Here is a 15,691-nt window from a genome sequence, read left to right as displayed (position 1 = left end):
AATATGAAAATGATATATTTCGAAGTATGAATATAGTCGGCATTTCGCACACGCCCAAACGCGGGAACGCCTTGTGAAGATTACTGGCGAAGCTGGAAGCCTGAAATATCGAGCGGCGCAGGTTCGCGAGCTACGGAGGAGTTGGGCAAAGCCGCCGTCTGAGCGGTCATGTCGATCCCATCGGCAGGTTCACCGGCCGCAGCAAGCGCTTCTGGCGTCGGTTTGCTGACGAAGTTAACAGGCGAGCCGCCCATCCACGCTTCGGTGCGGACGACCCTTTTCTGACCATCGATATTGCGCACGACCACGGATTGGGTGCCAGGCTCCAGCGCCGGCACGGTATATTCCTTTTCCGTGACCGGCGGCTTCAGCGGAGGGCATTCGGCACAGCTCTTGTCGATAATGCTGCCTCTGCCGCCGATCATCGTGCCGTTGATCGGCTGAATCGACGACGCCATGGCGGAGCCGCCGGCCAGTACGCACGCCAAGGTCAGAAAAAAGGAACGCATAACCAAGAACTCCGCCTATAGTGACGAAGACATTAGTGTCGCTTTATTTCCATCCCGTCAGGAGATTAGGTAAAAATTTAATGGACTTGCAATTGCAGAGCCGCAGGGATGTTTACTTTTCGCGCTCCACTGCACGCCAGCCGATATCATTGCGATAGAAGCCGTTATCCCATTTCACCTTGCTGGCCAGGGCATAGGCGCGTTCCTTTGCTTCGCCCACTGTGTTGCCCGTTGCGGTAATATTCAGCACCCGACCACCGGTTGCAACCAGCGCCCCGTCCTTCAGGGCTGTGCCGGCATGGAACACCTTCTCGTTTTCACCATCCGCGGGCAGCGCTGTGATCGGCGTGTTCTTGGCATAGGAACCGGGATAGCCCTTCGAGGCCATGACGACGGTCAGCGCCGGGTCGTCGCTCCATTCGGCCGTCATCTGATCCAGGGTGCCGTTGGCGCAGGCATAAAGCAGCGGCAGCAGATCGCTCTTCAGCCGCATCATCAGCACCTGGCATTCGGGATCGCCGAAGCGGACATTGTATTCGATCAGTTCTGGCCCCTTGGCGGTGATCATCAGCCCGGCGAAGAAGACGCCGCTGAAGGGATGGCCGCTTTCCGCCATGCCGCGCATCGTCGGCTCGATGATTTCCTTCATGGTGCGCTCGACCATGTCTGGCGTCATCACGGGAGCAGGGGAGTACGCGCCCATGCCGCCAGTGTTCGGGCCGGTATCGCCATCGCCGACGCGCTTATGGTCCTGGGCGGTCGCCAGCGCCAGCGCGTGCTTGCCATCGCAAAGGCAGAAGAAGCTTGCCTCCTCGCCGTCGAGATAGGCCTCGATCACCACTTCCGCCCCGGCCTCGCCGAAAGCGCCCTCGAAGCAATCGTCGATCGCGGCAAGTGCTTCGTCGATGGTCATGGCGACGGTGACGCCCTTGCCTGCCGCAAGGCCGTCTGCCTTCACGACGATCGGCGCGCCCTGAGCGCGGACATAGGCTTTTGCCTTCGGCGCATTGTTGAAGCGCTGGTAGGCACCTGTCGGAATATTGTAGCGGGCGCAGATATCTTTGGTGAAACCCTTGGACCCTTCGAGCTGGGCTGCCGCCGCGGAAGGGCCGAAGACGGCTATGCCGGCGGCGCGCAGCGCATCGGCAATGCCGGCGACCAGAGGCGCTTCCGGGCCGACCACGACGAAGTCGATGGCCTTGTCCTTGCAGAAGGCGACAACGGCGTCATGATTGTCGATGTCGAGCGCCGCAAGCGTCGCGTGCTCGGCAATGCCGGGATTGCCGGGTGCGGCGTAGAATTCCGTCATCAGGGGCGATTGCGCCAGTTTCCAGGCCAGTGCGTGTTCGCGTCCGCCCGATCCGATCAACAGAACTCTCATGGCTTGCCCTTTCGTTGCGTCCTTTTGCGCGGTTAAGGGGGGTTGAGCCAAAGGTCAAGCGGCAAATCCTGTGGAGGCAGGGCCGGCAACATTGCCATGCCTTTTTATCCCGCTAAAGCGGAAACGGCTTTCGCCCTCCACGCCATCTCCGCGCCGGGATTAACGTGTTGCGTGGCGAAAACCGCTTCTTATGTCCGCGGGATCATGCTTATGGTCCCCATCACGCTCGTTCAGTTCAGAGAGACACATGGCCGCTGATATCCGTTCCCTTGCCGCAACCATCGCCGCCGAGATCAATGCCCGCCCGGATCAAGCCAAGGCCGCCATTGAACTCCTGGATGAAGGCGCGACCGTGCCCTTCATCGCGCGCTACCGCAAGGAAGTAACCGGTGGCCTCGACGATACCCAGCTTCGCACGCTCTCGGAACGTCTCGTCTATCTGCGTGAACTCGAGGCTCGCCGTGCGGCCATCATTGAATCCATCACCAGCCAGGGCAAGATGACCGACGAGTTGATGGCCAAGATCGGCACCGTCGCCACCAAGTCCGAGCTGGAAGACCTCTATCTGCCCTACAAGCCGAAGCGCCGCACGCGCGCCGAGATTGCCAGGGAGCGCGGCCTCGGCCCCTTGGCCGACACGATCCTCGGTGATCGCTCCAAGGATCCCACGGTGTTGGCCGAGGGCTTTATCACGGCCGATGTGCCTGACGTGAAGACGGCGCTGGAAGGCGCGCGCGATATCATCGCCGAAGGCATTGCTGAAAATGCCGATCTGCTCGGTAAGCTGCGCAATTATATGAAGACCCGTGCCACGCTGAAGGCCGCTGTCGTCGACGGCAAGCAGGAGGCAGGCGCCAAGTTCTCCGACTATTTCGCCCATCAGGAGCGTTGGGCGACAGCGCCCGGTCATCGGGCGCTCGCCATGCTGCGCGGCTGGAACGAAGAGGTGCTGACGCTGACCATTGAGGTTGATACGGATGCCGTCTCGCCCAACAAGCCGGTCGAGCGCATGATCACTGCGGCCTATGATATCGGCGCCAGCCGGCCCGGCGACCGCTGGCTGACGGAAGTCGCAAGCTGGACCTGGCGCGTCAAACTTTCGATGTCGCTGTCGCTCGACCTGATGCGCGAACTGCGCGAACGTGCCGAAGAAGAAGCGATCCACGTCTTCGCCCGCAATTTGAAGGATCTGCTGCTGGCAGCGCCGGCGGGCTCGCGCGCTACTATGGGCCTCGATCCCGGCATCCGCACCGGCGTCAAGGTCGCCGTGGTGGACGGTACGGGCAAGCTGCTAGAGACGACGACGGTCTATCCCTTTCCGCCGAAGAACGACGTACACGGCACACAGGCCGCACTTGCCTCGCTCATCCGCAAGCACAAGGTCGAGCTGATCGCGATCGGCAACGGCACCGGCAGCCGCGAAACCGAAAAGCTGGTGGCCGACATGCTGGCCGAACTGCCGGCGCCGAAGCCGACCAAGGTCATCGTCTCCGAAGCCGGTGCATCGGTTTACTCTGCCTCGGAAACGGCTGCGCTTGAATTCCCCGGGCTTGACGTCTCGCTGCGTGGCGCCGTCTCCATCGCCCGCCGCCTGCAAGACCCGCTGGCCGAACTGGTAAAGATCGAGCCGAAGTCGATCGGCGTCGGCCAGTACCAGCACGATGTCGACCAGCAGAAGCTGTCGCGCTCGCTGGATGCCGTGGTCGAGGATGCGGTGAATGCCGTTGGTGTCGACCTGAACACGGCCTCGGCGCCGCTGCTTTCCCGCGTCTCCGGCCTCGGGCCGTCGATCGCCGATGCTATCGTTAGGCATCGCGACGGCGAGGGGCCATTCGAGACGCGGCGCGATCTCCTGAAAGTCGCCCGTCTCGGCCAGCGCACCTTCGAGCAATGCGCCGGCTTCCTGCGCATCCCGAATGGCAAGGAGCCGCTCGACGCTTCCTCGGTGCACCCGGAGGCCTATGGTGTGGCCAAGAAGATCGTCGCTGCCTGCGGCCGTGATCTCCGCACGCTGATGGGCGATACGGCAACGCTGAAGGCCATCGATCCCCGGCAGTTTATCGACGACAAATTCGGCCTCCCGACCGTGCGCGACATCATCGCCGAATTGGAAAAACCGGGCCGCGACCCGCGCCCGAGCTTCAAGACCGCAACCTTCGCCGACGGTGTCAACGAGATCAGCGACCTCAAGCCGGGAATGCTGCTGGAAGGCACCGTAACGAATGTCGCGGCCTTCGGCGCCTTCGTCGACATCGGCGTCCATCAGGACGGTTTGGTGCATGTCTCGCAGTTGGCGGATCGCTTCATCGAGGACCCGCATGAGGTCGTGAAGGCCGGCGATGTCGTCAAGGTCAGGGTTGTGGAAGTCGACGCGAAGCGCAAGCGAATCGGCCTCTCCATGCGTAAAGATGGCAGCACTGTGGCGGCGCCGTCCGGGCGGGATACACGCGAACAGGGTGGTCCGCGCAACGCGGGCGTTAAGGGAAATCCTCGTCCGAAGACCGAGCAGCAGGGTAGTTTTGGCGCCGCGTTGGCCGATGCACTCAAACGAAAATAAGGACTTAGCGGAACTTCGTGCAAGAATGTCACACTCTGGCAGTGTTGTTGCCAGAGTGCCAATGACTGTGAAAAGGTGCGCTTGCCACGACGCTGTGAGGCGTTAAAGTTGCCTTAATGTCATGTCATAACATTCGAGGCGTCCATGGCGTCGACCCTTTTTCCTCTCGTCCAGAAAATCATCCGTAAAGGTTCACTCAGGCTTACGCTCGCATCCGGCGAGACCCATGTGGTCGGCGACGGAACCGGAGAGACGGTAGCCGTCCGGTTTGCCGATCAGCAGGCTGAAGATGCGGTTGCCCGCGATCCGACGCTCAAGCTCGGCGAAATGTATATGGAAGGCCGCTTCATCCTGGAGCAGGGCGACATTTACGAGTTCCTGTCGCTGGTGAAGCAGAATACCACCAATGAGGTCTTCGACTTCCGCATGGCGGCGCTGCTGATCGGTCGTATCGCCTGGCAGCAGATCAAGAGCCGCTCGCCGATCAATCGCAACAAATACAATGTCGCGCATCACTACGATCTCTCAGCGAAGCTCTTCGATCTCTTCCTCGATGAGGACTGGCAATATTCCTGCGCCTATTTCAATCCGCCTGGCATCAGCCTGGATGAAGCGCAGGTCGCCAAGAAACGGCACATCGCTGCCAAACTGCTGGTCGAGCCCGGCCAGAAGGTATTGGAAATCGGCTCCGGCTGGGGCGGTATGGCCATGTATCTCGCCGAGGCCTATCCCGGCCTCGACGTGACCGGCATCACGCTCAGCGAAGAGCAGCTCAAGGTATCGCGTGAGCGGGCGGCCAAGCGTGGCCTCTCCGATCGCGTCCGCTTCGAGCTGCAGGATTATCGCTACATGACCGGCAAGAAATTCGACCGTATCGTCTCGGTTGGCATGTTCGAGCATGTCGGCATCGGCGATTACGGCAAGTTCTTCCGCAAGGTTTCGGAGCTGCTTGATGATAACGGGGTCATGCTGTTGCACTCCATCGCCCGCCCGAAGCCGAGCTTTGCCACCAACGCCTTCATCGAAAAATATATTTTCCCTGGCGGCTACATTCCGTCGATCGGCGAGACCACGCCGCCGCTGGAAAAGGCGGGTTTGCTCACGCGTGATGTCGAGACCCTGCCGATGCACTATGCCTATACGCTGAGGCATTGGCGCAACCGCTTCGTGATGCACAAGGCCGATGCCGTCGCGCTCTACGACGAAAAATTCTTCCGCATGTGGGAGTTCTATCTGGCCGGCTCCGAAATGGGCTTCCGCTGGGATGAGCTCTTCATCATGCAGCTCCAGATCACCAAGAACCAGTTCGCCGTCCCCGACAACCGCAATTACATCGCGGAACGCGAGGCGAAGCTGAAGGAATTCGAGGCGGGGCGTGTACCTTTGGAGAAGGTGACGTTCTGAGCCTCCGTCATCGCGCCGTTTGACGGGGCCGGACCGCGGAAAGCCACGGTCCGGCTTTTTTATTCATGCCTGCAGGTCGTCAAAGTTGCTATCTGCCGACATGGACGGTGAAGGTGCCGTCTTGCACCGTACCATCCGTATTCAGTCCCGCAAGGCGCAGGGTGAATTGGTCGGTGCCCGAGAAACCGGGATTCGGCGTGTAGTAGACAATGTTCCCCTGGACCGTCTTGCCCGAGCACAGATAGGCATTGCTGTCTTTCGGGAACTTTGCCGCGACCGGGCCATGCTCGACGTCAACCTTGCCGTGGGCAGGCTGCTTGATGACGCCCGTATAGGGAAATCCCGCAAAGGTGCAGTCCTGTTTCACGAGCGAAGTACTCGTAATCTTCGTCTTCTTGCCGGGGGCGACGCTTCCCGAAAAATGACTTTGTTTCGCCCCGCCGATCGGAGTGCCGACGCAGCCGGAAAGCGCCACGCCGGCAGTCAGGATCAGACCTAAGGAGATCAGGGATATGTTCTTCATTCGTTTCTCATCTTTTGAAATTGGGGGCTATGAGATGGCGGGCACTTGGCAATTGCGACCATTACCCACGATTGAGTATCTATACAGAAATTAAATCAGCACGATAGGCCTGCGCATGTCGAATGGCATCCGGTTAGAGCAACCTGAATTTGATGTTCTGACTGGATTCGGCGTCTTGTGGTTAAGGGAGCGGTAACGCGATCCGCATAATTTGAGGCAACTCTCGGGTCCTCCGGCCCTTTGTATTGCGTATCATGGAGTTTCGTTGTGTTTACAAAGTTAAGGTTCCTTTTCATTGGCGGCCTCTCCGCTATCGCCTATGGCGGCGCTGCTGAGGCGGGCGACGGCCAGCATTTGTGGTCCGGTGACTGGTACCTAAGCGTCGGTGCGGCCGGTTTCTCTGCACCGAAGTTCGAAGGCGGCAAGCACAACAAGCTGCAATGGTCGCCGTTGGTATCCATCGGCCGGCAGGGTCCTGGCCCTCGCTTTTCCTCGCGCAACGACAATCCCTCCTTCGCCCTGATCGAAAGCGATGCATTCCGCATCGGCATCGTCGGCAAGTTTGTGCCGAGCCGCGACAGCAGCGATGGGCACGAGCTGAGGGGATTGAAGAAGGTCAAGTGGGGTGTGGAAGCCGGCGGCTTTGCTGAAGCCTATCCCACGGACTGGCTGCGTGCCCGCGTCGAAGTTCGCCAGGGCATTCGCGCCCATAGCGGCGTCGTCGCCGATGCCGCGGTGGATGCCTTTACCGACATCACGCCGGAGCTTCGCGCCTCGGCCGGTCCGCGCATGACGCTCGCCAGCAGCGACTATTTCAACACCTATTATGGCGTCAATGCGCGCGAATCGGCTGCCTCCGGCCTCAGCGGCTACAAGCCCGGCGGCGGCGTCAAATCGGTCGGTTTCGGCGGCGCACTGACCTGGAAGGCCTCGCAGAACTGGACCACCAGCACCTTCCTCGAATATACCCGGCTCACCGGCCCGGCTGCCGACAGCAGCCTCGTGCGCGAGCGTGGCGACCGTAACCAGCTGCTGATCGGGGTTTCCGCCAGCTACAAGTTCAATTTCACGATGAACTGAGCAACGGACGAGGTCATATCTCGTTATGGCCTCGCCGCTTGACCTCGGGTGCCGGATATCACTACTACTCGCCTATGCAAAACACAGGCGACATCAACGGGCGCGTCGCTGACGCGCCATCCGGCAACTGGGTCTACCGCGTTCTGCCCCCGACGCTTTGGCCATACGCCCAGCTTGCACGCTGGGACAGGCCGATCGGCTGGCAGCTCCTGATGTGGCCATGTTTCTGGTCCGTCGCGCTTGCGGCCAATGCCTCCGTCGCCCTGGGACATGGCTCCCCCGGCTTCGTAGTGATCTACCATCTCTTCCTCTATTTCATCGGCGCCGTCGCGATGCGCGGTGCCGGCTGTACCTACAACGATCTGGTCGACCACGAGATCGATATGTCGGTGGCGCGCACCCGCTCGCGCCCGCTGCCATCGGGCCGCGTAACGCGCCTTCAGGCCAAAGTGTTCATCGCATTGCAGGCTCTCGTCGGCTTGCTGGTGCTGCTGCAGTTCAATTGGTTTGCCGTCGTGCTCGGTGTCCTGTCGCTCGGCATCGTTGCGCTCTATCCCTTTGCAAAGCGCTTTACCGACTGGCCGCAATTCTTCCTTGGCCTTGCCTTTTCCTGGGGCGCTCTGATGGGCTGGGCGGGTCTCTTCGGCAGCCTGTCGCTTGCCCCGATCGTGCTCTATCTCGCCGCCATCCTCTGGACCATCGGTTACGATACGATCTACGCGCATCAGGACAAGGAGGATGATGAGCTGATCGGTGTGCGCTCGACTGCCCGGCTTTTCGGCGATCAGACGCGCCTCTGGCTGGTCGGGCTCTATGGGGCGACGCTGCTTCTGATGCTGCTATCCTTTGCACTCGCAGGTACAAGCTGGCTGGCCTATCTCGGCCTAGCCGTCGCCGGCGGCATGTTCGCCTATCAGATCGCCGTGCTCGATATCAACGACGGCGCACAATGCCTGGCCCTCTTCAAATCAAACAATCGGGTCGGGCTGATCATCTTCGCCGGTCTTTTCCTGTCGTTCCTGTTTCTTGCTCCCTGAAGGAAGGGATGCGCCGCATCAGGTTCCAGAGGAGGGCGTCATGGCATGCGAAATCCGTCTGGCCTCAGAGGCGGACACCGAGGCGATCAGCGGCGTAATCCTGACCGCACTTCACGAGAGCAACGCTCAGGATTATTCCCCCGATATCATCGCGCGCGTTGCCGAAAGCTTTAGTCCCGCTGGCTCGCGCAGGCTCATGAGCAGCAGAACGGTCTTCGTGGCGGTCGAAGATGGAAACATTGTCGGCACCGCGAGCCTTGACCGCGCCGTCGTGCGCACGGTGTTCGTCTCTCCCTCCGCGCAGCGACGTGGCATTGGCGCCTACCTGATGGCGGCAATCGAACGGGCGGCGAGGGTAGGTGGCAATACTACCCTGTCCGTCCCCTCGTCGATTACCGCGCAGGGCTTTTACGAAAAGCTCGGCTTCCATGCTGTCGGCGAGAGTTTCCATGGCGATGAACGAACGATCATCATGGAACGCTCGCTGATACCATAAGAGTTCGGCCGCGGAATCGGTTTTCCCGCGGCCGGTTTCTGGCGATATTCGGTTTCAAGCCTTATCGGCTTAATGTCTGGCGATGATCTCGCGACCCTGAATTTTCATCTTGATGCCGAGCTTGCCGGTCGTGCGGCGCACGAGGAAGCGTGGGCGGCGATTTGCGAAGTAGGAATGGCGGCGACGCGGCTGGCTGTCCTGCGAGCGGACACCGCCGAGATGTTCTTCCAGCGGACGGGCCACGCCGTCGGCTTCGATCATCAGCATCGGAATACGGAAGGCTTCCGACCAGGAGCGCCAGTCGGCGGCGATGTCGCTCAAATCGTGGGCCACGAGAAGGGGGATGCAGAGGTCTGGATCGGAGTGATGCAGTTCCAGCGTGACGGTGACTTCGCCGTCGCCGTGATCTATGGCGCGGGCGGCTACACCCTGGAATGCACGCTTGGGCAAGGCAACGGACAGCGGCAGGCCGCTGGACGGCAGGATCTTGCGCAGCACTGCGCCGCGCTCGTCGATCGTAATGGTGACATCACCTTCGGCACCTCGCATGGCGTAGCTGACCTGTTGCGGGAAGCGCGCCGGATCAAGCCGCAGTGTGGTTCCAGCCCAGTCGGGCTTCAGGACGGTATTAGTCATCGATTTTTCTACCCTTGCTTTACCTGAGAGCCGGTTGTTCCGGTCTTCTCTCGGAGAACTTTTGTCCTCTCGTTGTGGGGCAGATTAGGCGCCGTCCCTTCCAGACAGCTTAAAAATCGAGGTTAAGAAAACTTTGCGTCCTCAAATGGTTAGCAAAGTCGAATGCATCAGGGTTTCCATAAGGTGAACACAGGGCAGGGTGGTGGGTCAGTATAGTGCACGCATAAGGTGAGTGCGTGTAAGTCTCAGGTAAGGTTTGTATGAAATAATGTCAGCCAGATTCGCCCCCTTTATTAGAGATCTATTGGGATTCTGCTGATGATTTCCACTTATCTTGGTTATACGATCGCAACCAGAGATATGGCGACCTCACTCAACCAGGTGGCGCGGCAGTCGCAAAACAAGCGTTTGATCGACTATTACAACGCCAATATCGGCAAAGTAACGGACGTCGACAGCTTCCTGAATGACTATCAATTATACAGTTACGCAATGGAAGCCTACGGGCTTTCCGACATGACCTACGCCAAGGCCTTTATGAAACAGGTCCTGACCAGCGACCTGAGCGACTCCAGCAGTTTTGCCAATAAGCTCACCGATCCGCGCTACAAAGAATTCGCTGCGGCGTTCAATTTCGGCACGAGCGCGACGGGTACGACGAATACGGCACAAACCAGCACGCAGGAAGACGACCTCATCGGGCTTTACCAACAATCCTTTACGAATGAGGAGACGTCGGCGGCGACCGAAACGACCTATTACAGCCAGAATATCAGCTCGGTTAAGACGGTCGATGACCTGCTCGGTAATACCCGCCTACGTAATTATGTGCTGCAGGCCTACGGTATCGACCCGACCTATGTGTCGAATTCGGCTCTGAAGCAGATGCTGACGAGCGATCTCAGCGATCCGAACAGCTACGTCAATCAGAATGGCGGCACTGCCGACAAGGCCCTAGTGGCGGAATTCAATTTCAATGCCGATGGCACGGTCAAGACATCGACGCCGGACGGCGACACGGCCTATTACGAGGCCAATATCGGCAGCGTCACCTCGGTCGATCAGCTGACGTCCAATCCGCAGCTGTTCCAGTACGTCAAGACGGCATTCAATATTCCGTCCTACATTACGGCAGACCAGTTCAATGCTTCGGCCAAGGATGCCAGCACCGCAAGTTCGAACGGGCTGACCGCCGTCATGGCGGAATTCAACTTCCAGAGCGACGGCACCGTCGCATCCGGTTCACAAGCACAGACATCTGACCAGATAAGCGCCACCACGGCAGGCTATACCGCGAACTATCCCGGAGGGCCGCAGACGCTCAGCCAGCAGGCCGATGTGATGAGCGCCTACAATTCCACCGTGCCTTCGTTCACGACGAGCGTCGGCGCAACCGACAACGATCTCTATTACAAGAATCATATCAGCTCCATCACGTCGGTCGACCAGCTGACGTCGGACACGCGCCTTTTCGATTACATCAAGACGGCTTACGGCATCGATCCGACGACGCCAGCCGTCGTCTTCAAGAACGCCTTCGGCGATTCGACGACCGCCGCCATCTTCGGTCTGACCGATGTCGTCTCCCAATTCAATTTCCAGTCGGACGGGACGCTTGCTTCCGGTCAGACCGCGCAGTCCCAGTCTGAGATCGACGCGGCCTCCAAGGCCTATATGAGCAACTATCAGTCGTCGCAATCGACCCTGACCACGGATGCGGTCAACAACTACAAGAACCGCATCGCTGACGTGAAGACCATCAAGGATTTCTTTGCGAGCAATACGTCCGACAGTGATACCTCCAACGACAGTGCGCCGGAACTCTATCAGATGGCGCTGCGTGCCTATGGCATCGGCGAGAACGAAGTCACGAAGTCTCAGCTGACGAAGATTCTCGAAAGCGATCCTTACGATCCGAAGAGCTATGTCAACTCGCTCAAGGACTCTCGTTTTACCGCGCTTGCCAAGGCCTTCAATTTCGACAGCAAAGGCAATCTGAAGGCTCCGGTGCAGTCTTTGTCGCAAACGCAAATCAACAGCTATATCTCGGAATATTCCAGCCGCACCACGGCGGGACTGTCGGGCGCCGAGCTGACCAAAGCCACCAGCGATGCCAAAACCGCAGGCACCTATTTCGCAACCAATATCGTCAAGGTGACCAGCGTCACGGATCTCCTGGCCGACAGCAAGCTTACGAATTTCATCCTGACGGCCAATGGCATCGATCCGAAGACGGTCGATACGGCGACGCTGAAGAAGGCTTTCGCCTCCGATCCGTCCGATTCGAAGAGCTTCATCAACACGACCGATGGCGCCAAGTTCAAGAGCATCGTCGAGGCGTTCAATTTCGGCACCGACGGCAACCTGACCGACAGCAAGCTCGGCACCGCGCAAAACCAGGGCGCCCTTGCGGCGACCAATGATCTCTTTCTGCATCAAACGTTGGAAGATCAGCAAGGCGAGACCAATCCCGGCGTGCGACTGGCGCTCTACTTCCAGCGCAAGGCGCCCGATATCAACTCGATCTATGACATCATGGGCGATTCGGCGCTTTATGAGGTCATCACCACCACCTACAACCTGCCAAGCTCGATCTCCAATATGGATGTCGATACCCAGGCCAGCATGCTGAGCAAGTTCGTAAATGTGAGCGATCTGCAGGACCCGGATAAGGTCAATCAGCTGCTACAGCGATTCTCCGCGATGTATGACATGGAGAACAATACGACCTCCTCGACATCGCCGGCGCTATCGATTCTCACGGGCTCGTCGTCGAGCTCCGGCATCAGCGCCGATACGCTGCTTTCCATCGCGCAGCTGTCCTCGTCGCGGTAAAAGGTTCCCGCAAAAAATCTAACCTGTCTCCCCCGTTGCGCTTCCGCGCGGCGGGGGCTTGCCATACCCTTGTTTTCGCAGGGTTTCTGAGCATATTCGGACGTGTTTTTCGGGTGTGGAATGGCAGCTTTCCACAACGGCAGGAAGGAACTTATTAACCATCCTTGCCCTATTCGATTTGAGAAGCCAACGGCAATATCAATGACTGGGTTGCAGGTCTCATGCGTCTTTCCCGAACGACACTTTCCAATGCCTCGCAAGGCGTCCAGCCGGAGGGGGATCTCGACCCGGAGCAGGCGGCCGAAGAGGCCCGCCGGGCCGAGCAGATCGCTGCTCGCCGCGCGTTTCTGGAAGAGAAGATTCGCAATGCCCGCGAAGCCAAGCGCAAGGCGGAAGAGCAGCGCCAAGCCGAGGAAAAGCGCCTTGCCGACGAGGTGAGGAAGCGCACCGCCGCTGCGCCACCGCCCGTTGTAGAGGCGTTGCAAGCCGCTGCGGTTACGAGCGAACAGGAAATGCCGGTTCTGCCGCAGGGGATCTCTGCGGAAGATCTCGCGTCTCCAGGTTGGCAGAATGCCTTCCTGATGGGGCCGAACGTGCGCTTTACCCGCACGCGTGAAAACGAAATCATCAGCCGCCGTCCGCCTGCCGAGCCGAAGCCCGAGATCCGGCTGCAAGCTTCCGCGCATGCCGCGATGCGGGTGATGGAGCCGCGTGTTGTGGCCGAAGCACCTGCTGCAGCCATTGTCGTCCCGCCCGTGCGGCAGGACGAGTTCCATCTGCCACCGCTCGAAGACATGCCGCTGGTGGTGGAAGGCTATATTCCGACAGTAATTCAGAATTCCCCGGCAACCGAGCCGGACGCATTGGAGATGACCGTTATCGCTACCGCATTCTCGAAAGCTCCCGCGATCGCGCTGGATGCTTCCCCTGTACAGTCAAGTGTTCCCGAGTCCGTAGCCGCGCCTGTGGTCGAGTCGCGTCTTGCCCATCTTTCCGATTTCGCTTTCTGGGACGCGATGCCGTTCGACGGCGAGTTCGTTTCTGCCCTCAGGGGTGAGCCGAAGCAGCCCGCGCCGTCCAGGCCGGAAGTCGATGCCGAATCGATCATCGCAAAGTTCCGCGTCGTCGAGTGCCGCCGCCCGGCAGCGGCCATCGAGCCGCAGCCCGTTGCCGTGCAGCCTCCGTCAGTAGAGGTTCCAGCACCAGTCGAAACCATTTCCAGCCAGCCGGCGGCAGATCTGAGCAACCCTGCCATGGACGAGCTCGCAGCGCTGGAGGCTGCCATTCTGGCTCCGGTCATCGAAGTTGTGGCAGCTTCTGAGGAAGCGCCGCAGCCGGAGCCGCAGCCTGTCGTTGAGGCCTCAGCCGAGACATTCGTTCCGCCTGCCTTCGTCACCGCCGTTTATGGTGCTGAAAGCGCTCCGGCCGTCGAAACGCGCCCCGCTCCCGTCATGGTCGTGGCACCGATGCCGGCGAAGGTCGCCGCTCCGGCCGCTGCTGAACCGGTTGCCAAGGCTATATCCACCATTCCCGCCGTCGAGGCCGCTGCTCAGCGTTTGATCGACGCGCCGCCTTTGCCGATCTCGCCGCGCCGGCCCGTCTCCCTGACGCCGCCCGAATGGCGCCCGATTGCCCGCACCGCTGATGGCGAATATGAGCTGCCGCCGCGTGAATTGCTGCAGGAGCCTGTTGCCCGTTCCGGCGTAATCATGACGCAGGAAACGCTGGAGCAGAATGCTGGCCTGTTGGAAAGCGTGCTCGAGGATTTCGGCGTCAAGGGCGAGATCATCCATGTTCGTCCAGGCCCGGTCGTAACCCTTTATGAATTCGAGCCGGCGCCCGGCGTCAAATCCTCGCGCGTCATCAACCTTGCGGACGATATCGCCCGTTCGATGTCGGCCCTCTCGGCTCGCGTTGCCGTCGTTCCCGGCCGCAACGTCATTGGCATCGAACTGCCGAACGTCAACCGCGAGACGGTTTATTTCCGCGAGATGATCGATTCGCCCGATTTCGAGAAGAGCGGCTACAAGCTGGCGCTCGGCCTCGGCAAGACAATCGGCGGCGAGCCTGTCATCGCAGAACTCGCGAAGATGCCGCATCTGCTCGTGGCCGGCACCACCGGCTCGGGCAAGTCCGTCGCCATCAACACGATGATCCTGTCGCTGCTCTATCGCATGACCCCGGAACAGTGCCGCCTGATCATGGTCGATCCGAAGATGCTGGAACTCTCCGTCTATGACGGCATTCCGCACCTGCTGACCCCGGTCGTGACCGATCCCAAGAAAGCCGTCATGGCGCTGAAATGGGCCGTGCGCGAAATGGAGGATCGCTACAAGAAGATGTCGCGCCTCGGCGTGCGCAACATCGACGGCTACAACAGCCGCGTTGCCTCCGCCAAGGAAAAGGGCGAGACGATCCACGTCATGGTCCAGACCGGCTTCGACAAGGGCACTGGTGCCCCGATCGAAGAGCAACAGGAAATGGACCTGACGCCGATGCCCTATATCGTGGTCATCGTCGACGAAATGGCCGATCTGATGATGGTCGCCGGCAAGGAGATCGAAGGTGCGATCCAGCGTCTGGCGCAGATGGCGCGCGCCGCTGGCATCCACCTGATCATGGCGACGCAGCGTCCCTCAGTCGACGTCATCACCGGCACGATCAAGGCAAACTTCCCGACCCGCATCTCCTTCCAGGTGACGTCGAAGATCGACAGCCGCACCATTCTCGGCGAGCAGGGGGCCGAACAGCTCCTCGGCCAGGGTGATATGCTGCACATGGCCGGCGGCGGCCGCATCTCCCGTGTCCACGGCCCCTTCGTCTCCGACGAGGAAGTCGAGAAGGTCGTGGCACATCTGAAGCTGCAGGGCCGTCCGGAATATCTCGACACGGTGACCGCCGACGAGGATGAGGAAGACGAGGAAGAAGACACAGCCGTCTTCGACAAGGGTGCGATTGCCTCGGAAGACGGCGACGATCTCTACGAGCAGGCGATCAAGGTGGTCATGCGCGACAAGAAGTGCTCGACCTCTTACATCCAGCGCCGCCTCGGCATCGGCTACAACCGCGCGGCATCGCTGGTCGAGCGCATGGAAAAAGACGGTCTCGTCGGCCCCGCCAACCATGTCGGCAAACGCGAGATCATCTCCGGCAACCGCAATGGCGGCGGCAATTCGGGCCAGGACGATTTCGATTGATCCAGCGGGGGGTGACGCTGGCCGCGGTTGTTGCTG

11 protein-coding genes are annotated in these 15,691 nt (G+C 60.0%); 7 read left to right on the top strand and 4 right to left on the bottom strand.

Annotation, left to right across the window (positions count from 1 at the left end; translation table 11 throughout):
- Positions 1–80: 80 nt before the first annotated feature.
- Positions 81–509, bottom strand: coding sequence for a plant virulence effector HPE1-like domain-containing protein (locus FBZ99_RS11275; protein WP_145633173.1), 429 nt, complete (start codon positions 507–509; stop codon positions 81–83).
- Positions 510–621: 112 nt separating this feature from the next.
- Positions 622–1,890 carry a phosphoribosylamine--glycine ligase gene (gene purD, locus FBZ99_RS11270; protein WP_145633170.1) on the bottom strand — a complete coding sequence of 423 codons (1,269 nt, stop codon included), beginning with the start codon at positions 1,888–1,890 and terminating at the stop codon, positions 622–624.
- Between the two features lie 247 nt (positions 1,891–2,137).
- Here purD and FBZ99_RS11265 point away from each other — a divergent pair, with 247 nt between their 5' ends.
- Both FBZ99_RS11265 and FBZ99_RS11260 read left to right on the top strand, forming a co-directional pair.
- Positions 2,138–4,447, top strand: coding sequence for a Tex family protein (locus tag FBZ99_RS11265; RefSeq protein WP_145633167.1), 2,310 nt, complete (start codon positions 2,138–2,140; stop codon positions 4,445–4,447).
- Positions 4,448–4,591: 144 nt separating this feature from the next.
- Positions 4,592–5,851 (top strand): SAM-dependent methyltransferase, encoded by a 1,260-nt coding sequence (locus tag FBZ99_RS11260; protein ID WP_145633164.1) that lies wholly within the window; start codon positions 4,592–4,594, stop codon positions 5,849–5,851.
- A gap of 88 nt (positions 5,852–5,939) precedes the next feature.
- Here the strand turns inward: FBZ99_RS11260 and FBZ99_RS11255 are convergent, their stop codons facing one another.
- Positions 5,940–6,374: a hypothetical protein gene (locus tag FBZ99_RS11255; protein WP_113353871.1), complete on the bottom strand. Its 435-nt coding sequence runs from the start codon at positions 6,372–6,374 to the stop codon at positions 5,940–5,942.
- Positions 6,375–6,668: 294 nt separating this feature from the next.
- Between FBZ99_RS11255 and FBZ99_RS11250 the strand changes: the two genes are divergently transcribed.
- From FBZ99_RS11250 to FBZ99_RS11240, 3 genes are all read left to right on the top strand, one after another.
- Positions 6,669–7,454, top strand: coding sequence for a MipA/OmpV family protein (locus tag FBZ99_RS11250; protein ID WP_145633909.1), 786 nt, complete (start codon positions 6,669–6,671; stop codon positions 7,452–7,454).
- Positions 7,455–7,528: 74 nt separating this feature from the next.
- On the top strand, positions 7,529–8,491 hold the full coding sequence (gene ubiA / locus FBZ99_RS11245; RefSeq protein ID WP_145633907.1) for a 4-hydroxybenzoate octaprenyltransferase: 963 nt from the start codon (positions 7,529–7,531) through the stop codon (positions 8,489–8,491).
- Positions 8,492–8,531: 40 nt separating this feature from the next.
- Positions 8,532–8,987 (top strand): GNAT family N-acetyltransferase, encoded by a 456-nt coding sequence (locus FBZ99_RS11240; RefSeq protein ID WP_113353874.1) that lies wholly within the window; start codon positions 8,532–8,534, stop codon positions 8,985–8,987.
- A gap of 69 nt (positions 8,988–9,056) precedes the next feature.
- On the opposite strand, the gene FBZ99_RS11235 is transcribed toward FBZ99_RS11240, so the two are convergent.
- Positions 9,057–9,623, bottom strand: coding sequence for a DUF6101 family protein (locus tag FBZ99_RS11235; RefSeq protein WP_069613709.1), 567 nt, complete (start codon positions 9,621–9,623; stop codon positions 9,057–9,059).
- A 318-nt stretch (positions 9,624–9,941) separates the two neighbouring features.
- On the opposite strand from FBZ99_RS11235, the gene FBZ99_RS11230 reads away from it, so the two are divergent.
- Positions 9,942–12,458, top strand: a complete 2,517-nt coding sequence (locus FBZ99_RS11230) for a DUF1217 domain-containing protein (protein WP_145633161.1) — start codon at positions 9,942–9,944, stop codon at positions 12,456–12,458.
- 512 nt (positions 12,459–12,970) lie between these two features.
- The gene (locus FBZ99_RS11225) at positions 12,971–15,655 is read left to right on the top strand and encodes a DNA translocase FtsK (RefSeq protein WP_442966482.1); all 2,685 of its coding nucleotides are present in this window, start codon (positions 12,971–12,973) and stop codon (positions 15,653–15,655) included.
- Positions 15,656–15,691 lie beyond the last annotated feature (36 nt).

Origin of the sequence: Rhizobium sp. ERR 1071 (assembly GCF_007828675.1) — a bacterium.
Classification (GTDB): Bacteria; Pseudomonadota; Alphaproteobacteria; order Rhizobiales; family Rhizobiaceae; genus Rhizobium; species Rhizobium dioscoreae.
This window is presented reverse-complemented; position numbering and strand designations above follow the sequence as displayed.